Genomic DNA, 22,852 nt, shown 5'->3' on the forward strand with positions numbered 1-22,852 from the left:
CGGAAGTTAAGCTCTCCAGCGCCGATGGTACTTGGGCACGAGCCCTGGGAGAGTAGGTCGTTGCTAGGCAGTACATTGGGGTATCGCCAAGTGGTAAGGCAACGGACTTTGACTCCGTCATTCCTAGGTTCGAATCCTAGTACCCCAGCCAATCATTTCTTCTTGATTCTTGTTTCAACTACGTGGTATTCTTGTAAGGTAACTTGCGGAAGTAGCTCAGCGGTAGAGCATCGCCTTGCCAAGGCGAGGGCCGCGGGTTCGATCCCCGTCTTCCGCTCCAGTACTTCCCCTTATGGGGTACATTCGGGGCCTATAGCTCAGTTGGTCAGAGCGGCCGGCTCATAACCGGTTGGTCCCAGGTTCGAGTCCTGGTGGGCCCACCAGCTGCTGAATTTTTTAACTTACATTCGGAGCATGGCGCAGCTTGGTAGCGCGCTTGGCTTGGGACCAAGAGGTCGCAGGTTCGAATCCTGCTGCTCCGACCATAACTCTGCGGGCGTAGTTCAATGGTAGAACTCCAGCCTTCCAAGCTGGTCGCGTGGGTTCGATTCCCATCGCCCGCTCCATTCAATCGAAGAGACCCATTCTTGGGTCTCTTCTCTATTTTCCATGGTATAATGAACATCGCTTGTCCTAGTCAGGCAACAGGAGAGGAGACGAATTGATGAAGCACATTTGGTATGCGGTCGGAGGAGCCGTTGCAGGAGCCGCTTTGATCGGCGCCATTTGGTTTTTTGGCTCGGCAAATACAACATTGGCCTCGGTAGGACCGGAAACCATTACAAAACAGGATTTGCTGCAGGAACTGGAGAAAATGGGAGGAAGCAAAGTCCTTACTCAATTGATTCACCAGCAAGTGATTGAACAGGTCGCAAAGAAAAACAACATCACCGTGACCGCTCAAGAGATCGAACCCGAATTGGAGAAACTCAAGAAACAATTTCCGTCTGAAGAGACTTTTCATCAATCGCTTGTTCAAGACGGGATTACTCTCGAGGAATTAAAGAAAGAAATCAGAACCCATATCCTCTTGATAAAGCTGGCGGCTAAAGATGTCCAGGTAACCGAAGACGAAATTAAAAAGTATTACGACGAACACGGTAAGGACTATGGTCAAAAAGAACAAGTGAAAGCCCGACATATATTAGTAGATACGGAAGCGGAGGCGAAGGCCGTTTTGGATCGCCTGAAAAAAGGTGAGGACTTCGCTAAAATTGCAAAGGAGAAATCCAAGGATTCAACATCTGCCGTAAAAGGAGGCGACCTTGGTTTCTTTGAACAGGGGAATATGGTGCCTGAGTTCGATAAAATCGCCTTCACTCTGAAGGCCGGGGCGATTTCGGAACCGGTAAAGACCGATTTTGGCTACCACATTATTCAAGTTCTTGAGAAAAAGCAAGCTACAACCCCCACTCTGGATCAAATTCGCCCCGCAAATCGAATTGGCGATCAAACAATCAAAAGGGATTCCTCCGGAACAACTGCTCCCGGAGCTTCGCAAGCAGGTGGATGTAAAGATTCTATCCGATCGATACAAAGACATCTTGAATGCACCCAGGACCTCTCTGCCCTAATTTATGAAATCCCTCTGGTACAAGAGGGGTTTTTCTAAACCTTTCATGATGTCGAATTAAATCACATTGATGTCGAACCCTGATTGAAATCGGGGATTTATAAGTAATATTTTAATATTGGTTTGACAGCATAATGAAGAACATTATAATGGAATGTGTAACCTAAATGTGGGGGTAAGAACAAATGAAATTAACTTTGGGGCAGAAAATCCGAGAGTTACGTATTCGGAAAGGGCTCACTCAAAGCGAGTTAAGTGAAGGTCTGGTTACTCCAAGTATGATTAGCCAAATCGAATCAGATAAAGCGAATCCATCTCACCAACTGCTGGCTCAGATCTCGGAAAAACTAGAGACACCGATTGAATATTTTCTCACCGATGTCGAATCACAGTTGGAGAGAGTGAGTGCTTATAAACTTGCTCATGCGATCATGCACAAAGGAGATTATCAGGAGGCGATCAGACTTCTTGGTCAAATGAACGATACGCCTTCTACGCAAATCTCGCAAACGGATATTAAATATGATTTGGCTTACTGTTATCTGCAAGTGGGAGAATTTGACAAAGCAGCCGAGTTGTTCGAAGCTTGTCTGGATGCTGCCATTGCCAGCAAAGACAATGTGAAGATGATACGGATTATGAACCAGCTCGGGGCAGTTGCCTACTCCCAGCAGAACTATCCCATCGCTGTCCATTATTTGAAAAAAGCATATGATCTTGCGAAAAAAGAACCAAACACCGATCCGTTTATACTTGGCGAAATCGCCTCCCATTTGGGGACGATTCACAGTCAAATTTCGGAATGGGATCAGGCAAAGGAATATTTTGAAGAAGCTTCTGTTGCTTTAAAAGATAACCATAATCTGCGTCAAATTGCAGATATCTATCTTGATCTTGCTAAAGCCAACCGAAATCTTGAAAACTACGATCTTGCCCTGCATTATTCCCAGGCTGCAGCAGCTTTGTATCAAGCTTTGAGATCCTTTCAAACCGCAATTGATGCCGAAGCGCAGTCGGGTGTTGTTTTGGGCGAGACAGGATCCACCGACGAAGGAATTGCGATCCTCGCACACTGCATGTCTCTCTATGAGAATTACGGCTTTAAGGGGCAGACCGGCTCGATCCATGCTGCACTGGCCCGCGTATTATTTCAAGACAAACAGTATGAAAAGGCAATTCTCCATTGCGAAAAGGCTCTTGAGTTAAAACCCGTTGATGAAATGGAGCGGGCCACGATTTACCGAATGTTGGCCACCATTGAGTTGGAGAAGGAAAAGTATGAAAGTGCTTTGGAGTGGATTCAGAAAGCGGCAGCCATTGTCGAGACAACCGGTTCTGCCGCTGATAAGGTGAAAGTATACGCGGTATACGGGGATATTTTCAAAAAGCAGGGAATGTATCGGGAAGCCATGGAATCGCTTGAAAAAATGAACAGTGCGATGGTGGAGAATCTGCGTGACCGAAAGGTTCTGGTGTAATCCTACAGCCCCAGGGAAGTCGGGTGTTCTTCTGAACGCTGCTTCCCTTTTTTATTTGCAAACACTTTCCTGATGCTATGGATCAATTCACGGATTGCCCATCCGCCAAGGACAGACAGGCTTCCGATCGAAGCGAGCAGCAGTGCATTCAAGATCCGAAAGGATAGATCTTCGCCTCGAATGAAAAATGTGAAACAAAGAAAAAGACCCGCCAAAAAACTTCCAGGCAACATGAAATACCATTTCCATTTGGAATGAAAGACCAGGCCGAATGCAAATAACCACACGGGGATAAATAAAAAAAAGAAAACAGCCATGTAAAAAGAGTAATGAGTCAGGATGACCATCCACCCGATTAGCACATTGGCTAAGATAACGAACGAACAGAGCAGCATGACCATACAAACTTCCTGTACCCATTTTTTTATTGAAAACCCCATTTTTAAAACCTCCCCCGATACCTGCGCCGTGACTGGCAAATGCCAATTCTTTACATAGTATGGGGATTTTTCGGGAATATTAATCGTTTTGACTGGTTAAAGATGTGAATGGGTGTCCGCTTTTCTTACTGTCTATGACGTGGTACAATGGTAACGCATTTAAGATTGAAAGGGACTCGGGAGGAATTTCGGATGCAGCTCGATAAGCTTCGTGGGGACAAAACGTTGCAGCAGCTTTTCGAAGGAATTTTGCAGTTGAAAACACTGGAGGAATGTTATCAATTCTTTGATGATCTGGCTACGGTCAATGAAATTCAATCCCTGGCACAGCGTTTGGAAGTGGCCCGTATGTTACGGAAAGGGTTTACGTACAGTCAAATTGAGGCGGAGACGGGTGCGAGCACAGCCACTATAAGCCGCGTTAAGCGATGTCTCAATTACGGGACGGAAGGATACAACCTGATTTTGGACCGATTGAATAAATGAGTGCCGGAAAACTGCCTTGGACTTCCTGGCGGCACGTGGTGAAACTGGACCCCGACCGGGCAATTGCGAACCATCAATTGGAAGAGTTAGGGCGAATCGCGACAGATGCCGTTTTAATCGGGGGCACGCAGGGGATTACATTTGAAAAAACGGCCGATCTGATGAGGCGTCTTCGCATTTTTGCACCAAGTTTGCCCGTATGGCAGGAAATTTCCGACCAGTCTGCGGTTATGCCTGACGCGGACGGATACGGCATTCCGGTGGCATTGAACGCGGGGAATACCGACTGGCTGATCGGCAAGCATGTGGAAGCCGTAGAGCAGTTCGGCAGAATCATTCCTTGGGAACGAGTGGTTACGGAAGGGTACATCATCTTGAATCCCGACGCGGCTGTAGCGAAACTCACGCAGTCCGCGGTTCCGCAGAGTTCGGAAAAGGCTGTCGCTTACGCAACTGCAGCGGAACAGATTTTTGGGATTCGAGTGATCTATCTGGAATACAGCGGGAAATACGGTGATCCTGATTGGGTGCGGGCAGTCCGTCAGAACACAAATGTACATCTGGTGTACGGCGGCGGTATCGACTCGGCTGAGAAGGCTGTTGAAATGGCAGATATTGCGGATACAATTGTCGTCGGCAACGCCCTTTATGAAAAAGGAATGGATGTCGTAAGAGAAACGGTGAGGGCTGTGCACTCCTTAAGAAAATAAAACCCCACAAATGGATGCGGGATTTCAGGTACATTCATTTGCGGGGTTTTTCTTTAATTCGCAGCAAAACGACCCACAACGACAAGAATGTTCGTCATGGGCCGTTACGAAATGGGTATTCTTTACTATGTGAAGGATTATACCTTGGCTGTCGAAACATCGTCAATAGACTTGTCGAATCTTCACATTTTTGTCGAATTTTCACGGGGAGATCAGTTTGAACACGTCTTGGAACGTGACAATCACCATCAATCCGAGCAGGAACAGGATACCGATCAGGTTAATCGAAGCTTCCTTTTCAATCGGGATCCTTTTCCCGCCCCGTAAGCCCTCCAGGATGAGGAATACCAGTCGGCCTCCGTCTAACCCGGGAATCGGTACCAGATTCAAGACCGCCAGGTTCACGGAAAGCAAAGCCATAATGTGCAGGTAGTTGGAAAGTCCGGCCTCTGACGCTTCTCCTGTGATCTTGATAATACCTACCGGACCTGCCATATCTTTAAAAGCGAATTGACCGGTAACCAATTTGGCTAATCCATCGACTGTCAGATAAGTCAACTGACCGGTGTGCTGAATCGCAGCCTTCGTATTTTGAAGAAAACCGCCGTATTGTTCATACACCGGGGTTCCGCCGATGCTGATTCCCACCATGGGCGGCTTATCCCCTTGCCGGATTGGCGTCATTTGCAGGTCAAGGGTCTTCGAGTCGCGAAGTACTTGTATAGTAACAGGACGACCTTCATTGGCTTGTACTTCATTTGTGAAGTCCTTTTGAGTGACGATTTTTTTGCCATTGATGGCAACGAGGCGGTCATTCGGCTGTATTCCCGCCTTTTGGGCGACTGAATCCGGGACCACATTGGAAACGTATATATCTTTCAGGTTACCGGTCGGCATCCCGTATAAGTTGATCATTAACGCAAGAATCACGACCGCACCGACAAGGTTCATGATCACGCCGGCGACGATCACCAGCATGCGGGCGGCAAGCGGGCGATTGTTAAAATTGTCGGGAGCGTTGGCAGCTTCCGGATTGTCTTCACCGAGCATCTTTACATATCCGCCAACAGGGATCCAGTTCAAACGATAAACGGTTTCATTCCGTCTGAATCTAAAAATCGGACGTCCAAACCCGACAGCGAATTCTTCCACTCTGACGCCTGTTGCACGAGCTGCCCAGAAGTGTCCCAGTTCGTGAATGAAGATGAGAATTCCGAGCGCAAGCAGTGCCATGACAATATTCATAAGTTTGATATCACTCCTTATACGAGTCTAGGGTTGACTCCGTTGTTTCAATCTATGCAAATGCCGGATCGGACATTCTTTAGGAATCATGTACGCTAATTAGTATACCATATGAGAGGGTGGAATGTATGACCACGTTGACTTTGCGGATCAATGGCACGGTGTCTTCGCAAGAGGTTGAAGCCTTGTTGGCTCAAGCTCGACAAAAGCTGAATGCAGGTGAGGACGTCGCGATCCAAGCACCTTTTCGAACACCAAAGGTACGGGCTCCTTTTATCAACTTAGCCAAAGAATGTGGCGCACATACGGAAGCGATTTTTGTGCATCAGGGAATTCACCGTGATCTTCAAATCCCGACTTACGCAGAAAGCCTGAACCGTATTGAGATTTTGCAGGACTTACAGGTTGACCGTCAGGCGGCAGAATTTTTTCAACAAAATGAAAAAGAACTGGTAAGCGATCCGGTTAAGGTATTTCGAAGGCTTGAACGGGAAGGGGCATTACTGAAGTTTATTCCGGAATATAAAGGCACAATCGGGCTCGATCAGCACAGCCCGTACCATACATACAGCGTATTTGATCATATTCTGGAGGCAACCGCATTTGTTGCGGGGACTTCCTTGAAAATGGTTTGGACGCTTCTTCTGCACGATATTGGCAAAGGGTATCCGGGAATCAAGCAGTTTCTCGGGGTAATCGTTGAACCGTATGCATCCTATGCAAAAAAAGAACGGGTAGTGATCGAGAACGGGGAACGGATCCGGAACGGCCTCGACTCGGGTGCGACTTATCGGGTAAACGGGACCGACATCCCGGAGCAATATGTGAAAACAGATTTAATGGGACATTTTTATGACCATGAGAACGTCGGGGCACAGTTGGCGTTGAAGATTTTGCCCAGAATGGGCTACCCGATCGAACTGGCTCTTGAAGTGGCAACATTGATCCAATTTCATATGATGATGCCGCGCAACATGGATACGATTTCACCCACTTCATTAAAAAAATGGTACGCCAAGGTTGGACCCTATGCATCGGATTTGATGATGGTCCGGATGGCGGATAACAGGGGAAAATAATGGTGAGGTTCCTTTGCAGGAAAGGAGCCTTTTTTTATTGAAGTAGTAATGCTACAATGATAATAAAGTTGCGAACGTATGTTTGCGGTTAGTATTTTACAGGCGGTGAAGGAATGATTTCAATCGGCAATTCGGATGTGATTTTACAAGGTCTGAACCCGCAGCAGCGGGAGGCGGTTCTGCATAAAGACGGACCGCTCTTGATTCTGGCAGGTGCCGGCTCGGGGAAAACAAGTACGCTGACGAGACGGATTGCGTATTTGATTCACGAGCATCGGGTGGCTCCCTGGTCGATTTTGGCGATTACATTTACAAATAAAGCAGCCCGTGAAATGCGGGATCGTGTAGAAAAATTGGTAGGGTCCATTGCGGCGGATATGTGGGTCTCCACGTTTCATTCGATGTGTGTGCGGATCTTGCGCCGCGAGATAGAGAAAATCGGGTATGCATCCAGCTTCACCATTCTCGACTCGGCCGACCAGTTGATGGCCGTTAAGCAATGTTTGGCCGATTTGAATCTGGATTCGAAAAAATTCGAGCCGCGTGCGATTTTGAGCCATATTTCGGGCGCCAAAAATATGCTGTTGGGTCCGCAGGCGTATGCCAAACAAGCAAAGGATATTTTTCAGCAAGTGGCTGCACAGGTATACGAAAGGTATCAGAAAAGGCTGCGGGCCAACAACTCGCTCGATTTTGACGATTTGATCATGAAGACGGTGGAGTTGTTTGAGAGCGACCCGTCCACGCTCGAATATTATCAGAATAAATTCCATTATATTCACGTGGATGAATATCAGGATACCAACCATGCCCAGTACAGGCTCATCAAGCTGCTTGCTTCGAAACGGCGCAACCTCTGTGTGGTGGGAGATTCGGATCAGTCGATCTATGGCTGGCGGGGGGCCGACATCTGGAACATTCTGAACTTCGAGAAGGATTATTCGGATGCGGTTGTGATTAAGCTGGAGCAAAATTACCGTTCCACAAAGAAAATCCTGAATGCGGCAAACGCCGTGATCCAACTGAATACACAGCGCAAAGCGAAAAACCTGTGGTCGGACAAGCCGGAAGGGGAACCGATTGTCCTCTGCCGGGCGATGAACGAACATGAAGAGGCTTATTTTATCGTGCAGCAGATTCAAAAAGCGCTGGATGAAGGATTTTCTTATAAAGATTGCGCGGTTCTGTACCGGACGAATGCCCAATCACGTGTGCTGGAAGATGTAATGGTGAAGTCATCGATCGCTTATACAATTGTCGGGGGAATTCGATTCTATGAACGGAAAGAAATTAAAGACGTACTCGCCTATCTTCGTCTCATCGCCAATATGAATGACGATATCTCGTTAAACCGGATCATCAACGTTCCCAAGCGGGGGATCGGGGACGGTACATTGGACAAGATTCGGGCTTATGCAGATGCAAACGGGATCTCGATGTTTGCTGCCATGATGGAAGTTGAACAAATCGGACTTTCCGCCCGTTTCACGAAGGCGATTCAAGATTTTGTGCTCATGATCCGTAATCTGGCAACTCAACAACAATATCTGTCCGTAACCGAATTGACCGATGAGATGTTGACAATCAGCGGATATCGGGCGGAATTGAAAGCGGAGAAAACAATTGAGGCGGAAACCCGTTTGGAAAACTTGGAGGAGTTTCTGTCTGTCACACAAGAATTCGAGAAACGCTATCCGGGAGAAGGGTTGATTACATTCCTGTCTGAAGTGGCGCTCGTGGCGGATGTCGATTCGATGACAGGGGAGTCGGATGCGGTTGCTTTGATGACCCTTCACTCGGCAAAAGGGCTGGAATTTCCGATCGTATTTCTTGCGGGATTGGAAGAAGGAATTTTTCCGCACAGCCGTTCACTCGACGATCCGGATGAAATGGAAGAGGAACGTCGCCTCTGTTATGTGGGAATCACTAGGGCGGAGGAGAAATTGTACCTGACAACGTGCTTAACCCGAACGTTGTTTGGGCAAACCCGCAGCAATCCGGAGTCTCGTTTCCTTAAAGAAATTCCGGCCGATCTCGTTGAAGAGACCGGCTCTGCGGTACGTGGCGGAGGACTGGGTCGAGGGTTCGGAGGCGGGGCGTTCGGTGGTGCTGCAACCGGAAGTACGGGGAATCGTGCGGTTCGTTCCGCAACGATAGGCACTCATATCCCGAAGGGATTTGGCGCAGACTTGTCCGTTTCCTGGGAGGTCGGCGATAAGGTCAAACATAAAGCCTGGGGAACAGGAACGATTGTCGAACGTGCCGGCAACGGAGAGGATCTTGAATTAACCGTTGAGTTTGCCCCTCCGACCGGAGTGCGGAAACTGCTTGCGAAATTTGCTCCTATTACGAAAGAATAACTGATCGGGTCCCTGCCGACGATTTCGTCACTTTGGCGGGGTGAAGGACTCAATCAGTTGCTGGAACTCATCGTTTCCTCCCGAAGACCTTGTTCAAATCGTTACTGTATTCAGTCGCCATTCTAGTTGCCGCTTGCAAGGCAAGCGAGCAAACAGAGCCAGGAGTGCTTAAGGAGTTGTAGAAGATGATTCTGGCGAAAAAAGTGAGAATCAAACCGACTCCTGAACAAGAGAAACAACTATGGCATTCCGCAGGAGCCGCTCGCTGGGTGTATAATTGGACACTTGCCCGACAGGAAGAAAATTGTCGGAACGGCGGAAAGTTCATCTCCGACGGTCAACTGCGGAAAGAACTGACGAGGCTGAAGCAGACGGAAGACTATGCGTGGCTGAATGAAATATCAGCACAGACTACAAAACAGGCCGTCAAAGACGCTTGCGGCTCCTACAAGAAGATGTTCAAAGGCCAATCCGGGAAACCGAAGTTCAAAAGCAGGAAACGGTCAAAACCGGCGTTTTACAGCAGATATGACCGGTTTAAAGTAGAAGGAAGAGCCGTCTATCTTGAAAAGATCGGGTGGGTACAAACGAGTGAACCATTTCCCGAATCGGACAAATACAGCAATCCGCGAGTATCGTTTGACGGGAAATATTGGTATGTATCTGTCGGGATCGAGCAGAAAACGGAAAAGCCGGAACTGACCGGAGAAGTCATCGGCATTGATGTAGGCGTTAAGGAATTGGCCGTATGCAGTAATGGTATGGTATTCAAAAACATCAACAAATCTGCTGCCGTAAGAAATGCGGAGAAACGCTTGCGCAGGTTGCAGCGCAAAGTTTCCCGAAAATACGAAATGAACAAGGAGGGAAACCGTTTCGTCAAGACTTGCAACATTGTAAAAGTTGAAAGGTCGATTCGTTTGCTTCACCGGAGACTAACGAATATCCGCACCAATCACATTCACCAGCAACAAGCGCGATCGCGAAAACCAAGCCGAGCGCCGTTGTGATGGAGGACTTGAATGTGAAAGGGATGATGAAGAACCGTCACTTGAGCAAGGCCATTGCCGGACAAAAGCTGCATGAATTTGTCCGGCAGATGAAATACAAGTGCGGGAAGATTGAGGCACGTTTCATCCTGGCCGACAAATGGTTCCCATCATCTAAACAGTGTTCCTTCTGCGGGCAGATCAAGCAAGATTTGAAGCTGTCTGACCGTACATACGAATGTCATTGCGGACTTGCGATGGACCGTGACCTGAACGCGGCCATCAACCTATCGAATTGGCGATCTGACACCTGAACGTTAACGCCAATATGTAGGATTCGTTGCATCCGAATTTACGCCTTCGGAGAGTCATATCAAACGTAAGTAGCTTCGGCAAAAGCGGACTCGATGAACAAGGAAGCAAACAAGGATTTATAAACTTTTATAAGTTCTTGGCAACGGTGCAGTGAATGTCTCGCGAACAAGCGACAGCAAGAATCGAAGAACTGCGGTCGATTATTAAAAAGCATGATTACAGCTACTATGTGTTGGATCAACCAACTATTAGCGATTATGAATACGATCAACTGATGCAGGAATTGATCGCACTCGAAGCGGAATATCCGGATCTGATCACACCTGACTCGCCTACACAGAGAATAGGCGGCACAGTGTTGGAAGGGTTCGAAAAAGTGGCCCATCGAAATCCAATGCTGTCTCTTGCCAATGCGTTTGGACCGGAAGACTTGCGTGACTTTGACCGCCGCGTAAAGTCTCTTGTGGCAGGCGAAGCGTTCGAGTATGTGGTGGAGCTGAAGATTGACGGGTTGGCGGTTTCGCTGATCTATGAAAATGGAGTTTTCGTTCGAGGTGCTACCCGAGGCGATGGAGAAGTCGGCGAGGATATCACCGCGAATCTAAAGACCATTAAGGCGCTGCCGTTAATTCTGTCCAAACCGCTCACGATGGAGGTTCGCGGTGAAGCGTACTTGCCGAAACGGGAGTTTGAACGGATCAACCAGGAAAGAGAACAAGCGGGCGAACCGCTTTTTGCAAATCCGAGAAATGCGGCGGCAGGCTCTTTGCGGCAGTTGGATCCCCGCATTGTGGGGAAGCGCAACCTGTCGATCTTTACTTACGCGATCGGATCGATCGAAGGTGAGACAATACCTACGCACTCACAGGGATTGGACCTTCTCCATGAACTCGGATTTAAAGTGAATCCGGAACGGCGAGTGCTGCCTGACATTGAAGCGGTAATTGAATTTGTGCAGTCGTGGACCGGTGAACAGCGTGCAGCGTTGCCCTACGAGATTGACGGCATCGTGATCAAAGTGAACCAAACGCATTTGTACCCGCGTTTGGGAACAACTGCAAAAAGCCCTCGTTGGGCGATTGCGTACAAGTTTGCAGCGGAACAAGCGGAGACCATTTTGCGTGACATTATTGTCAATGTAGGTCGTACGGGTGCAGTCACACCGACTGCCATTCTGGATCCGGTGCGTTTGGCGGGTACAACTGTCTCACGTGCGACTCTGCACAATGAAGATCGAATCCGGGAACTGGATGTCATGCTTGGAGACACGGTTGTCGTTCAGAAAGCCGGGGATATCATACCAGAGATTGTCCGCGTGGTAACGGAGAAGAGAACGGGTGCCGAAAGACCCTTCTTCATGCCTGCGCATTGTCCGGAATGTAATGCCGAATTGGTACGGTTAGAAGGGGAAGTTGCGCTTCGATGCATCAATCCGCAATGTCCCGCACACAACCGGGAAGGAATTATTCACTTCGTGTCCCGTGATGCGATGAATATCGATGGGCTTGGGGAGCAAATCGTTACGCAGTTGTTTGAAAACGGATTGGTTCGTGATCCGGCTGACCTGTACTATCTCACCATGGACAACCTGCTGCCCCTTGAGCGGATGGGGAAAAAATCTGCCCAGAACCTGCTCGATTCGATCGAGAAGTCGAAGAGCAATTCGGTTGAGCGGTTAATCTTTGGTTTGGGAATCCGTTTTGTCGGGGAAAAAGCGGCCAAACTCCTGGCCGATCATTTCGATACACTTGATGGTCTGATGCAGGCGAGTGTCGAGGAACTGGTAACGGTTCCCGAGATCGGCCCGAAGATGGCGGAGTCGGTCAAGGAATACTTTGAACAGGAAACCGCGCAGCGGGTGATTGAAAAGCTTCGGCAAGCCGGTGTGAACTTCCGTTATCAAAGACCGGCAGTCATCGCAACTGAAGATTCCCCATTCCTTGGCAAGACATTTGTTCTGACCGGAACCCTCGCTTCCATGGACCGCAAAGAAGCTGGACGTTTGATTGAGCAGCGGGGCGGTAAAGTTACCGGTTCGGTATCAAAAAATACCGATTATCTTGTTGCAGGCGAGAAAGCGGGCTCCAAACTCGATAAGGCGAGGGAACTTGGTGTCGAAGTTTTGGACGAAGCAACGTTGCTTCAGTGGCTGGAATCACAACAATAAAAAACTGGGTGCGGTGCATTGGTGGCAGGGGGGAGCGGGATTGAAGATCAAACCGGTTGTGCTGATTGGGGGAAGAGCCGAATTGGTTCCGATGGAACACTCGCATGTGGAAGGCTTGTTTGAAGCGGCGGGATCCGAGGAGATCTGGGACTATATGCCGATGCGGGTTGAACGTTTGGACGACATGAAAAAGTTGGTTGAAACAGCTCTGCTTGCAAGGGCGAAAGGCAGTGAATTTCCTTTCGTCATTATAGACCAGGAAAATGATGAGATTGTAGGCAGTACCCGGTTTCTGGATATCTCCATTCCGAATCGAAATCTCGAAATCGGATGGACCTGGCTCAACCCGAAGGTGTGGCGAACCCGAATCAATACGGAGTGTAAGTTTCTCCTGTTAAAGCATTGTTTTGAGAATTTGCAAACCGTTCGGGTGCAGATTAAAACTGATGCGCGAAACATTCGTTCACAACGTGCCATCGAAAGATTAGGTGCGGTTAAAGAAGGTGTTTTGAGACGTCATCGAATTCTGCATGACGGATTTATCCGTGATACAGTGTATACAGTATTCTTGATGAAGAATGGCCGGCGGTTCAAGCAAGGCTGAGTACTTATTTGGCGTAAGAAAAAACCACCGGTGCCTCGGTGGTCAATCGAGCAGAGAAAAAAAGAGCCGGTCATTGGTGAAATTGGCTAAAAGCAAATCCGGCTCTTTTGCAAGAAGTTCCTCGTAAGTATTTCCGCCGGTTGCAACCGCAATCACTCTGGCCCCAATTTTTCTTGCGGCTTCGATATCCTTGAGCGTGTCACCGATAACAATTACCTGATCGGGAGTAAAATTGATTTTGTAATGGTTGCGGGCGCGCTCAATTCCTTCTTGGAGAACTTGATAACGTTCAACAATAGTTGTGCAAAAACCGCCGACAGGAAAATATCGATTCAGGCCAAATGGCCCCAACTTGATACGACCGCCATTTTCCAAATTTATCGATCTGCTCCAAGATCGCCGTGACTCCAGGCAGCAATTCAAAATTTCCCCTGTTCGCTTCCCGCTTTAAGAAGCTAAAATAAGCATCCGTAAATTCCGGCAATCGATCAAAGTCTACATGATGTTTTTGAAAAACAGAGTGGATAAAAGGCAGGTCCAGCCCTCCTGCCATTCGGATATCGTCAAAAGCGTCAGATATTCCGAATAGGGACAGGAAAGCTTCGTTCATTGCCCGCTTGCCTGCACCTTTTCCACGAATTAATGTTCCATCGATATCCCAAAGAAATAATGTCGGTATACGAATAACCTCCTTATTTGACTCGTGCTACTGCGAATCCGTCGTATATCGAGGGCAATAATGATTCCAGCCGGGGATCTTCCGCCATCTTCCGGTTAAATTGACGGATGGATTCGGTATCGGCGTCTCGGTTTTCAGGGGCGAGGACACGATCCTTCCACAAAACGTTATCCGCGGTAATAATTGCTCCGGGCTTTGCGAGGCTGTAAACAACGATTGAATATATTCATTCCGTGTAATTGGCTTTCCCTCCTGTAATCGGTCCTTCTATAAGCTTATGAACGCATCAACGAGATTCTCCAGGGTGACAAAAATTGTTGAACGGAATCCGGTTGCGCTGAATGAAGCAATTGATATGGATTTCCTTCCGCTGCTATCTTACCGTCGACCAAAATAACAGTCCGTTGTGTGAGCCGGAGAATGTCGCGAAAGTCGTGGCTGATAAGTACGGCTGTTACGGAAGTCGTTTTTAGGATCAGGGACAAATCTTCAAGCAAAGATTCCTTTGTTGAAACATCCAGAGCCGAAAATGGTTCATCCATAAACAATACTGACGGTTCAAGAACGAAAGCGCGGGCGAGGCTCACCCGCTGTGCTTCCCCTCCTGACAAGGAATGGGCATGCTGTTTGGCGAGATGCGAAATCCCAAAGCGGGTCAGCCAATTCTCGACCCGAAGCTGGGTCTCCGGTTTGGGGACTCCACGAATTTTTAATCCGGCGGCTACATTTTCAAAAACGGTAGTATTTAATAAGAGGGGCTCTTGAAACACAACCGCAATTTTTCTTCGGATGGAAAGAGGAACTTTTCCTGTGATCGACTGTCCGTGAAAGGTAAGTATTCCTTGTGTAGGTGATTCTAAAAAAGCGAGTATTTTTAACAGGCTGCTTTTGCCGGAACCGTTGGGACCAACCAGACCTACGATTTCCCCGTTTTTCAATCGAAAAGTAACTCCCTGCAAGATGGGCTTGCCCCCGGGTTTCCAAAGAATGTTTTGGGCGTTCAACATGGGCTAGACCCCCAGTCGTTTTTGTTGAAGAAAGGTTAACCACACTGTGACGAGATACGAGAGGAGAGCGAGAATCACGCTTAATGCAATCGCCACATCAAAATTTCCTTTCGAGACTTCCATGATGGTTGCTGTAGTGAGCACGCGGGTATGCCCTTTCACATTGCCGCCGACCATCATCGAGGCACCCACTTCAGACACAACAGCTCCGAAGCCAGCAATGACTGCTGCCAGCAGAGAGTAACGACACTCTTTCAACAAAAACCATACATACTGAACACGGGTAGTTCCCAACGCCTGAATTTGAAGCCGAAGTTTCGGATCCGTTTGTTGAATGGCTGCGCTGGTTAATCCGATCACAATTGGGGATGCAATCACTGCTTGGGCAATAATAATCGCAGTTGGAGTATACAGCAAGTTGAGTTCACCAAGCGGTCCCGAGCGCCAAAGAAAAATGGTTACCCAGAGTCCTGCTACCACAGGTGGCAACCCCATCCCGGTGTTCACCAAACTCAGAACAAACCGTTTGCCGGGGAATTTGGTTACTGCCAAAAGGGTTCCGAGAGGAACTCCGATCAGCAGACTGATAAAGGTCGCGGTACCTGATACTTCAAGTGTCAACAGCGTAATTTTCAAGACTTCCGGATCACCGGTTAGGATCATATGGAAGGCTTTCACGAGACCTTCCCAAATCAACTCCATGCAGTCACACCCTTAGTTGCCGATCTCCTGTTCCTGCTTTCCCGCATCCGGGAAAAAGAGGGGTTGGCCAAACTTGTCTTTTCCAAATTCCCCGATCTTGTCTTGCGTCTCTTTCTGGATCAGGAAGTGGACAAAAGCTTTCGCTCCGTCTTGATTAACCTTCGGGAATTTATCCGGATTCACCTGCATCACGTGGTAAATGTTCAATAAAGTTTTTTCGCCTTCGACCAAAATATCGAGCTTTAAATTTTTCTTTACAGACAGATAGGTCGCCCGGTCAGTTAATGTATAACCGCTTTTTTCAGAAGCGAGATTGAGAGTTTGCCCCATACCGGAACCGCTTTCTTGATACCAAACGCCGTGCGGTTCGACGTTCGCTTTTTTCCATAGCGATTTCTCCATCTTGTGGGTGCCCGATTCATCTCCGCGTGAAACGAAGATCGACCTGCTTGCCGCAATTGCCTGCAATGCTTCTGCTGCAGTTTTTTTGCCTTTGATTTTGGCCGGGTCAGCGGCAGGTCCTACCATAACGAAATCATTGTGCATGACGAGCTGATAGTTGATCACTGATTTTTCATTCACCAGTTTCTTCTCTGAGGATGGGGCATGGGTCAACAACACGTCCGCTTCCCCTTTTTCCCCCATTGCAAGAGCTTGCCCGGTGCCGACTGCGATCGGTTTGACCTTATAGCCGGTTTTCTTTTCGAATTCCGGGATTAGTACGTCCAGCAGCCCGCTGTCTTGCGTACTGGTGGTAGTGGCGAGAATCACATTCGGATTTTCTGGAGGAGATGGCTGTGTGCCAGGGGTTGAAGAAGGTGTTGTTGAGGAGGTACTGCAGCCGACAAGCATCGAAAGTGCTACGGAAGCAGCCAATAATTGGCGCATGGGAGACAGTTTATTTTTCATACCGATTCTCCTTCTCCAGATAGTTTACTTTCAGTTTAGGTGGAGTTGAAAAATACGTCAATTACTTCCAATTTAGCTGAGTTAATTTTCCATTTGGGTTTGTGGGAAGGGGATTGTCTTATGACGTGCTGGTGGGACATGTTATATAATAATGGAAAGACTGGGAATCGGAGATGACATTATGCATAACTTTAAACTCGACGAGATAAATGAGCGGATTCAAAAGGCTCGAGGGATGGAAACTCTGATTCGGTCAAAGAGACAACAACGTCCGACAGACAATAAGCCTCGATCGGAAGAAGAAAAGTTGCTGTTAATCGAAATTGCCAGCAGAAGGCGGCAGGAAAATATGATCCGAATTGGGGAGAGGAAGTGGAGATATGTTGGAAAATAGGGAGGATTGGCTCACGAAACTTCGTTTGCTAAGAAACATTGATGACCCTCTCAAAAAAATTTGCAAATATTTCATTATTAACGGAAGCTCTGGAAATTTCCGGGGTTCGGCCTATTCTAGTCGGAGGTAGAGCTGTCGAGTTTTATAAGACAAGAAAAAATTCTTTTCGTGGCAAACAATACTCGCAATTCTACTCCTTATAGTCCCACGCTGGTTTGTTTGGTACACAAATACGTACTAAATGTGATCTAGCATGTCTCCAAACTTCTGAACACTCAAAATTAAACATTTAAATACTGAAATGTAGATAGAATGAATGTTATAAAGGGATGTTGAGGTAGGTATCTCAACATCCCTACATTTGTACATGAAAAGTGCATTCAATAATGTTATATGTGCGTGTTTTTTATCTTGAATTGACAACTATACTCGAGAAGTGTAAATTTACACTAAAATAACCTGTATCGCATATGATGAAACAAAGAAAGGTGTCACAATGGAAACTCAAGAGAATCGGCTCACTCAAGAACTGTTTGATGAAATGGTCTCGGAAAAATTGAAATTGATACGTGTGGAAGCGGACCTGACACAGGACAGTATGGCGGAAATGATCGGCATATCGAAAAAAACGCTTGTTCAGGTCGAGAAGGGAAGACAAACTCTTGGTTTCACTGCTGCGGCATTGGCTGCCGTTCTGTTCCGGAAAGGGGATGTGATTCAATCTCTGTTTGGGGAATCGGTCGTGGACATCATCGAGTTGGTCGCGTCGAACGGAAAATCGAGAGCCTGGTATAAGACCATGGGCGGAAAGATCTGGTGGACAGAGGTGAAACGCAGTGGGCGTTTCGTGATTCAAAGACATGTACTGACAGGGCATCACCGGATTATTGACGAGAATCAGTACCTTCACTATTACAGCTTGGACCCGGAGGAAGCGTTGAAGAGATTAAAAGAACTCAGGGAAAGGGAGTCATCATCTTGAAGTTGAAATTCGAAATGAAGCGGAACAAGATCGGCAATCAATCTGAATGAGGGGGGATAATTCATGGTGTGGTTAAGGAACGCAAAATACGATTTAGGTTTGTTGATTTGCCCTATAGTAGCTGTCTTGCTGCTTTATCCCCTCGATTTCGCTTCCTCAAAAATGATCGAAGCAGTTGCCTTGGGTTCCTTGCTTTTATCAGGAGTCCACATCGGAACGAACTGGACACTTTTGTACAGGGACGGTACTTTTTTTCGCTTTGACAGGACACGGTACGTACACATGGGCTGGTTGATCATTCTTGGATCGATCGCTTTATCCGCGTGGAATTTGCCCCTTTTCATGTCCGTGTACGTTTACTGGGGGCTTTGGCATTTCGCCCGGCAACATTGGGGAATTAGCGATGCTTTACAAGACAAAGGCTGGTCAAAGAGATCCACTGGATTACCGCTTGGACAAACTGCTCGTACATCTCCTCCTGTTCCTTCCCTATGTTGATCCAATTCGCCAGGCCGGGTGAGTTCGGATTTTATACAATCACTTTATACCGATTTTACCTTCCCGAAAATTGGGCGGATGCCGCTTTGGCAGTGTGGTGGGTAGCGTTATTGTGTGGCTGGCGTATTCCGCATGCGTTTTAAGAACCTCACACTTGTGGCTCCCTCTTTTCTTACCATGTTGGCGGCGGTCGTTGCATTCGCCTGCATTTACTTCCTGGTCGACAGCTTCCTCCTGATGTATGCGTTAATTTCAATCCCGCATTCCCTGCAGTATATTGGGCTGGCATACCACTATCATGACGGGAAGAACAAACGAATAAAGTTGTGGAGTCGGAGTAAAGAAAATTCTTTCTTCTATATTGGGGATTCACTGTTGGGTACACTCTGTTGGCGGTCCTGCTGGTTAAACTCAATGAACAACTTCATTCACCGCTGATTTATGGCTTGCTGGGACTGACGATCTTTCATTTTTGGGTGGAGTTGTTTTCCTGGAGACCGAAGTATAATCCTGAACTGCGGAATTCGTTGGGGTTGTAAGAACAAATTTGTTGGTAAGGTACACCGGAGTGGGTGTACCTTTTCTTGTACCTCGCTTCAATCAAAAAACAAAATAGCCTGTTGTAAATTTGTCCAGCAGATACCATTGCCCCACAATACTGATGACAATAACCGGAATCAACCAGCGATTTTGTCTCAACAGCAGGGCCCAAATCACGAAAAGCGGAAAGATCACGACGGCGAACCGCGGAATGCTGTAAAAATACGAATTGAGCGGACTGGGGGACAACAGAGGAACCGTCACCGCAGCGATTAGGTAGAGAGAATAACTCCATCTCAGCCGCAGACGATCCTTCCAGAGAGACAGTCCCGTAAGGAGGATCTCCCAGTAGGCGATCCCCGCTTCAATCAACCGATGCTTTCGAATCCAACCGTTTCGGGGCTTGAAAAGCATATCCCATGTCCCCTGCCAAACGGTCGCCCAGGGCCAGAGAAAGGATCGTTTCCAATACTTTTGGGCGTGAACGAAGCCGAGCGGATCGCCAATTTTGGTATAGAGAAGAATCATATAGGCTGCAATTCCGGCTGGAATCAATCCGATCAAAAGAATGTCTGCTCGAATCTCTTTCCATTGGAATTTTTTATCCGCGAGATATTCGTACAAGAAAGGCAGCACAAGCAAAATGCCTGTATTTCGCGTCATCGAAGCGAAGAAGCCGAACACTCCCGCCCATAACCACTGCCGTTCACGGATACAGTAAAAACACCCTACCGTCAAAAACAAAAATAAAGATTCCGTGTAGACGGCGGAAAAATAAAACGATGTTGGAAACACTACCAGAAGAGTAAGTGCTTTTACAACTGTTTCACGCGGGTAATCCATGGCCAGCAATCGAAGGAGCAGGTAGATCGCCAACAGAAAAGCTGCATTTGCAATCAGCAGTCCGGCGATCCTGTACGAGAGTCCCAAGGTATCGTGAAGCGCTCCCATAAGGTACGGGTATAACGGAAAAAAAGCGGCGGGCTGGTCCCAACGGTATCCTTCATGTGCAATCCGGATGTACCAAAGAGAATCCCATCGTACAAAATTGTCGATCAGGGCATACTGCAAATACTCTTTTAGAGAAGGCACCGAAAAATGCCGGCTGACAAAAACAAAACTTCCCCCGATCACGATGAATTGATGAAGCAAAAATAGCGCAAAAGTATAAAGCCAGGCATTTCGCCGGGTCATATGCTCACCTCATTGCCAGGTACATAGGAGGCACCGATGATAAGTATCATCATACCCACATATAACGAAAAAGCTAACATCCCTCTGCTGGTGAATCGCATTCGCGGGGCACTGAACGGAGAAACTTACGAAGTTATTTTTGTGGATGACAGTACTGACGATACGCCGCGTGTACTCGAAAAAATTCACAAACAATATCCGGAATTTCGATTCATTCACCGTAATGAGGAAAAGGGGCTGGCTACGGCGGTAATCCTGGGGTTTGAAGCTGCTCGAGGCGATATTCTGGCCGTGATGGATGCCGATTTGCAGCATCCTCCCGAATTGCTTACCGAAATGTTAACTCTGATCCAAAGGGGAGCCGACCTTGTATTGCCGAGCCGATTTGTCAACGGCGGAGGGGATAAAGGGCTCCGCATTCACCGCAAACTCATTTCAAAAGGGGCGAGACTGATCGCTCAGCTCGGACTCCGTCGAGTCCGCAAGGTGACAGATCCGATGAGCGGTTTTTTCATGCTTCGGAGACATGTGATTCGGGGAATTGAATGGAACCCGATTGGATGGAAAATTCTATTGGAAATTCTTGTCAAAGGGAATTATATGGAAGTGGTGGAAGTTCCCTATGAATTTCAGGAGAGGTACGCGGATGAATCAAAAATGAGTGTACAACAACAGCTTCATTATCTGCGGCATGTGTACCGGCTGATCGTGAACAGCCCTGAGGATCGACGGTTATTCCTGTTTCTGCTGATTGGGATGTCCGGTGTCCTGGTAAATCTGATTGCGTTCGAAACGTTTTACTCCATTGCAAAATTTTCAGCTTTATGGTCGGGTTTTTGCTCGGCACTGATCGCGATGACATCAAACTTTATTTTAAACGATACCTTTACCTGGCCGGGGGACAAGCAGGGACTGGCACTTATTCGATATCTTAAATATGTTTTGATCTCCACTGTCGGGATCGGGATCAATTTGTTGACGCTGTATCTTCTTCATTCAAGACTTGGCGTGAATGCGTTGGCTTCGAATCTGTTGGGCATACTGGTGGCAACCGGCTGGAATTTTGGCATGAACAGCATTTGGACTTGGCGGGAGGATCTGAGACATGTCAGAATTTAACGTGATAGTCATGGCAGGTGGAAAAGGGGAACGCTTCTGGCCGCTGAGCCGATCTCAATGGCCCAAACAGTTTTTGACGATTGCCGGGGAACGTTCGATGCTGCAGATGACAGTCGATCGTTTGAGAAAACTGGTTCCGCTTGCACAGATCCATATTGTAAGTCATGTCAATTACCGGAATATCGTTCGAATGCAGCTTCCGGAGCTGCCGGAGGAGAACATCCTCCTGGAACCGGCGGGACGTGATACAGCCGCATGCATAGGACTCGCTTCTTATAAGATTTCGAAACAGCACCCCGACAGTGAGCTGCTGATTGTTCCGGCCGATCATTATGTGGTGGATGAAGAGGATTTTGTCAAATGTCTCCTCAAAGGGCGGGATGTCCTTCGGGCCACCCGCGGGATTGTTACTTTGGGGATCAAGCCCACCTATCCGGAAACAGGTTACGGATATATGCAGGTGTCTTCACGCGGGGAAGACCGGATTTTTGCAGGATTTAAGGTGGAAAGGTTTCTTGAGAAGCCGAATAGGGAAACGGCTGAATTTTTCATTACACAGCCGAACTATTTTTGGAACAGCGGGATGTTCATGTGGCATACCGATACCATCGAACGGATGATCAAGCGCTTTTTGCCCGATTTGCATAAAGGGTTGGAAACCATCCGGCCTGCCCTCGGAACGGCGGACGAACAGGCAATCCTTGAGCAGGTATACCCGCGGCTGCCGGCGATTTCGATTGATTACGGAGTTATGGAAAAAACGGATAACATCTACATGATCCCTTGTGAGTTTGGATGGAACGATGTCGGCAGTTGGGGAGCCCTGGACAAAATTTCCGAGAGGGATATGTATGACAACGTGATCCAAGGAAACGTTGTCAATCTGGATACTCATGATTGCATCATTCACAGTGTGGGGGACAAATTGATTGCCACTCTGGGAATTCAGGACATTATCATTGTAGATACAAAAGATATTACGCTTGTATGTTCGAAATACCGTTCCCAGCATATTAAAGAGTTGATCAAGGAATTAAAGAGACAGAAGATGGAAGCCTATCTGTAGGGCCCACGAAAGTGACGAAAATAAACAGTCGTACCTCCGGGGTACGACTATTTTCAAATCCGCGCAATTTCGATGTATGCACAAAATCGATCCGACACTTGTGTAACCTTTGAGTGCTTCCATACGTCAAAGAGAAAGAAGACAGTCACTTGCCGCGGATAAACTGACGCACGTTCTGGCGATGACGCGGCCGGACCCGAATGAATTTATATCTGGCGGAGTATCGACCCAGGAAAAATACAACGGGCAGCGAAATAATTGTTAAAAACAAGTTATAGCTCATGATCTCACCTCCGGTGAAAAAGCGGGGGATTGG

At 47.6% G+C, this 22,852-nt stretch carries 23 protein-coding genes, 5 tRNA genes, 1 rRNA gene and 1 pseudogene; 21 read left to right on the forward strand and 9 right to left on the reverse strand.

What is annotated here, in order from left to right; all coding sequences use genetic code 11:
- The 8 genes from rrf to ACFO8Q_RS22055 all read left to right on the forward strand — a co-directional run.
- Positions 1-69 (forward strand): 5S ribosomal RNA (gene rrf, locus ACFO8Q_RS23970); the annotation flags it as partial.
- Between the two features lie 7 nt (positions 70-76).
- Positions 77-151 (forward strand) — tRNA-Gln (locus ACFO8Q_RS22025).
- A gap of 54 nt (positions 152-205) precedes the next feature.
- Positions 206-280, forward strand: a tRNA-Gly gene (locus ACFO8Q_RS22030).
- Positions 281-306: 26 nt separating this feature from the next.
- A tRNA-Ile gene (locus ACFO8Q_RS22035) sits at positions 307-383 on the forward strand.
- Between the two features lie 25 nt (positions 384-408).
- Positions 409-485 (forward strand) — tRNA-Pro (locus tag ACFO8Q_RS22040).
- 7 nt (positions 486-492) lie between these two features.
- Positions 493-566 (forward strand) — tRNA-Gly (locus tag ACFO8Q_RS22045).
- Between the two features lie 98 nt (positions 567-664).
- Positions 665-1,612 (forward strand): peptidyl-prolyl cis-trans isomerase, encoded by a 948-nt coding sequence (locus ACFO8Q_RS22050; protein ID WP_380029163.1) that lies wholly within the window; start codon positions 665-667, stop codon positions 1,610-1,612.
- A gap of 146 nt (positions 1,613-1,758) precedes the next feature.
- Complete coding sequence (locus ACFO8Q_RS22055) at positions 1,759-3,051, forward strand: helix-turn-helix domain-containing protein (protein ID WP_380029165.1); 1,293 nt, start codon at positions 1,759-1,761, stop codon at positions 3,049-3,051.
- A gap of 2 nt (positions 3,052-3,053) precedes the next feature.
- Here ACFO8Q_RS22055 and ACFO8Q_RS22060 read toward each other — a convergent pair whose 3' ends face one another.
- Entirely contained in the window at positions 3,054-3,491 is a 438-nt protein-coding gene (locus ACFO8Q_RS22060; protein WP_380029168.1) for a hypothetical protein, read from the reverse strand.
- Between the two features lie 192 nt (positions 3,492-3,683).
- On the opposite strand from ACFO8Q_RS22060, the gene ACFO8Q_RS22065 reads away from it, so the two are divergent.
- Both ACFO8Q_RS22065 and ACFO8Q_RS22070 read left to right on the forward strand, forming a co-directional pair.
- Complete coding sequence (locus tag ACFO8Q_RS22065; RefSeq protein WP_380029170.1) at positions 3,684-3,977, forward strand: YerC/YecD family TrpR-related protein; 294 nt, start codon at positions 3,684-3,686, stop codon at positions 3,975-3,977.
- Positions 3,974-4,687: a geranylgeranylglyceryl/heptaprenylglyceryl phosphate synthase gene (locus tag ACFO8Q_RS22070; RefSeq protein ID WP_380029173.1), complete on the forward strand. Its 714-nt coding sequence runs from the start codon at positions 3,974-3,976 to the stop codon at positions 4,685-4,687. Before ACFO8Q_RS22065 ends, ACFO8Q_RS22070 begins: the two co-directional genes overlap by 4 nt.
- Positions 4,688-4,888: 201 nt before the next feature.
- Here the strand turns inward: ACFO8Q_RS22070 and rseP are convergent, their stop codons facing one another.
- Positions 4,889-5,932: an RIP metalloprotease RseP gene (gene rseP, locus ACFO8Q_RS22075; RefSeq protein WP_380029175.1), complete on the reverse strand. Its 1,044-nt coding sequence runs from the start codon at positions 5,930-5,932 to the stop codon at positions 4,889-4,891.
- 128 nt (positions 5,933-6,060) lie between these two features.
- On the opposite strand from rseP, the gene ACFO8Q_RS22080 reads away from it, so the two are divergent.
- The 5 genes and pseudogenes from ACFO8Q_RS22080 to ACFO8Q_RS22100 all read left to right on the forward strand — a co-directional run bounded on the left by ACFO8Q_RS22080 (position 6,061) and on the right by ACFO8Q_RS22100 (position 13,446).
- Positions 6,061-7,011: an ATP-binding protein gene (locus ACFO8Q_RS22080; RefSeq protein ID WP_380029178.1), complete on the forward strand. Its 951-nt coding sequence runs from the start codon at positions 6,061-6,063 to the stop codon at positions 7,009-7,011.
- Between the two features lie 113 nt (positions 7,012-7,124).
- Positions 7,125-9,371, forward strand: a complete 2,247-nt coding sequence (pcrA, locus tag ACFO8Q_RS22085) for a DNA helicase PcrA (protein ID WP_380029180.1) — start codon at positions 7,125-7,127, stop codon at positions 9,369-9,371.
- 185 nt (positions 9,372-9,556) lie between these two features.
- Positions 9,557-10,674, forward strand: a pseudogene (locus ACFO8Q_RS22090) (RNA-guided endonuclease InsQ/TnpB family protein).
- A 155-nt stretch (positions 10,675-10,829) separates the two neighbouring features.
- Positions 10,830-12,842: an NAD-dependent DNA ligase LigA gene (ligA, locus tag ACFO8Q_RS22095; protein WP_380029183.1), complete on the forward strand. Its 2,013-nt coding sequence runs from the start codon at positions 10,830-10,832 to the stop codon at positions 12,840-12,842.
- 40 nt (positions 12,843-12,882) lie between these two features.
- Complete coding sequence (locus ACFO8Q_RS22100) at positions 12,883-13,446, forward strand: GNAT family N-acetyltransferase (RefSeq protein WP_380029185.1); 564 nt, start codon at positions 12,883-12,885, stop codon at positions 13,444-13,446.
- A gap of 42 nt (positions 13,447-13,488) precedes the next feature.
- On the opposite strand, the gene ACFO8Q_RS22105 is transcribed toward ACFO8Q_RS22100, so the two are convergent.
- The 5 genes from ACFO8Q_RS22105 to ACFO8Q_RS22125 all read right to left on the reverse strand — a co-directional run bounded on the left by ACFO8Q_RS22105 (position 13,489) and on the right by ACFO8Q_RS22125 (position 16,743).
- A complete protein-coding gene (locus tag ACFO8Q_RS22105) occupies positions 13,489-13,821 on the reverse strand; it encodes an HAD hydrolase-like protein (protein WP_380029187.1) in 333 nt (110 codons plus the stop codon).
- Between the two features lie 317 nt (positions 13,822-14,138).
- Entirely contained in the window at positions 14,139-14,351 is a 213-nt protein-coding gene (locus ACFO8Q_RS22110) for an O-methyltransferase (RefSeq protein WP_380029454.1), read from the reverse strand.
- A gap of 49 nt (positions 14,352-14,400) precedes the next feature.
- The gene (locus ACFO8Q_RS22115; RefSeq protein WP_380029189.1) at positions 14,401-15,132 is read right to left on the reverse strand and encodes an energy-coupling factor ABC transporter ATP-binding protein; all 732 of its coding nucleotides are present in this window, start codon (positions 15,130-15,132) and stop codon (positions 14,401-14,403) included.
- A 3-nt stretch (positions 15,133-15,135) separates the two neighbouring features.
- Positions 15,136-15,834: an ABC transporter permease gene (locus tag ACFO8Q_RS22120; protein WP_380029191.1), complete on the reverse strand. Its 699-nt coding sequence runs from the start codon at positions 15,832-15,834 to the stop codon at positions 15,136-15,138.
- Between the two features lie 12 nt (positions 15,835-15,846).
- Complete coding sequence (locus ACFO8Q_RS22125) at positions 15,847-16,743, reverse strand: ABC transporter substrate-binding protein (protein WP_380029193.1); 897 nt, start codon at positions 16,741-16,743, stop codon at positions 15,847-15,849.
- A 181-nt stretch (positions 16,744-16,924) separates the two neighbouring features.
- Here ACFO8Q_RS22125 and ACFO8Q_RS22130 point away from each other — a divergent pair, with 181 nt between their 5' ends.
- The 4 genes from ACFO8Q_RS22130 (at position 16,925) to ACFO8Q_RS22145 (ending at position 19,055) form a co-directional block, all read left to right on the forward strand.
- The gene (locus ACFO8Q_RS22130) at positions 16,925-17,137 is read left to right on the forward strand and encodes a hypothetical protein (RefSeq protein ID WP_380029195.1); all 213 of its coding nucleotides are present in this window, start codon (positions 16,925-16,927) and stop codon (positions 17,135-17,137) included.
- A 496-nt stretch (positions 17,138-17,633) separates the two neighbouring features.
- Complete coding sequence (locus ACFO8Q_RS22135) at positions 17,634-18,119, forward strand: helix-turn-helix transcriptional regulator (protein WP_380029197.1); 486 nt, start codon at positions 17,634-17,636, stop codon at positions 18,117-18,119.
- 63 nt (positions 18,120-18,182) lie between these two features.
- Positions 18,183-18,617 (forward strand): hypothetical protein, encoded by a 435-nt coding sequence (locus ACFO8Q_RS22140; RefSeq protein ID WP_380029199.1) that lies wholly within the window; start codon positions 18,183-18,185, stop codon positions 18,615-18,617.
- Between the two features lie 114 nt (positions 18,618-18,731).
- Complete coding sequence (locus ACFO8Q_RS22145; RefSeq protein WP_380029201.1) at positions 18,732-19,055, forward strand: hypothetical protein; 324 nt, start codon at positions 18,732-18,734, stop codon at positions 19,053-19,055.
- 162 nt (positions 19,056-19,217) lie between these two features.
- Here ACFO8Q_RS22145 and ACFO8Q_RS22150 read toward each other — a convergent pair whose 3' ends face one another.
- The gene (locus ACFO8Q_RS22150) at positions 19,218-20,351 is read right to left on the reverse strand and encodes a mannosyltransferase family protein (protein ID WP_380029203.1); all 1,134 of its coding nucleotides are present in this window, start codon (positions 20,349-20,351) and stop codon (positions 19,218-19,220) included.
- 36 nt (positions 20,352-20,387) lie between these two features.
- Here ACFO8Q_RS22150 and ACFO8Q_RS22155 point away from each other — a divergent pair, with 36 nt between their 5' ends.
- Both ACFO8Q_RS22155 and ACFO8Q_RS22160 read left to right on the forward strand, forming a co-directional pair.
- Positions 20,388-21,470 (forward strand): glycosyltransferase, encoded by a 1,083-nt coding sequence (locus ACFO8Q_RS22155; RefSeq protein WP_380029205.1) that lies wholly within the window; start codon positions 20,388-20,390, stop codon positions 21,468-21,470.
- Positions 21,457-22,536, forward strand: a complete 1,080-nt coding sequence (locus ACFO8Q_RS22160) for a mannose-1-phosphate guanylyltransferase (RefSeq protein WP_380029207.1) — start codon at positions 21,457-21,459, stop codon at positions 22,534-22,536. Before ACFO8Q_RS22155 ends, ACFO8Q_RS22160 begins: the two co-directional genes overlap by 14 nt.
- Before the next feature lie 145 nt (positions 22,537-22,681).
- Here the strand turns inward: ACFO8Q_RS22160 and ACFO8Q_RS22165 are convergent, their stop codons facing one another.
- The gene (locus ACFO8Q_RS22165; RefSeq protein ID WP_380029209.1) at positions 22,682-22,819 is read right to left on the reverse strand and encodes a hypothetical protein; all 138 of its coding nucleotides are present in this window, start codon (positions 22,817-22,819) and stop codon (positions 22,682-22,684) included.
- Positions 22,820-22,852 lie beyond the last annotated feature (33 nt).

The organism is Effusibacillus consociatus, assembly GCF_042652925.1.
GTDB lineage: Bacteria > Bacillota > Bacilli > Tumebacillales > Effusibacillaceae > Effusibacillus > Effusibacillus consociatus.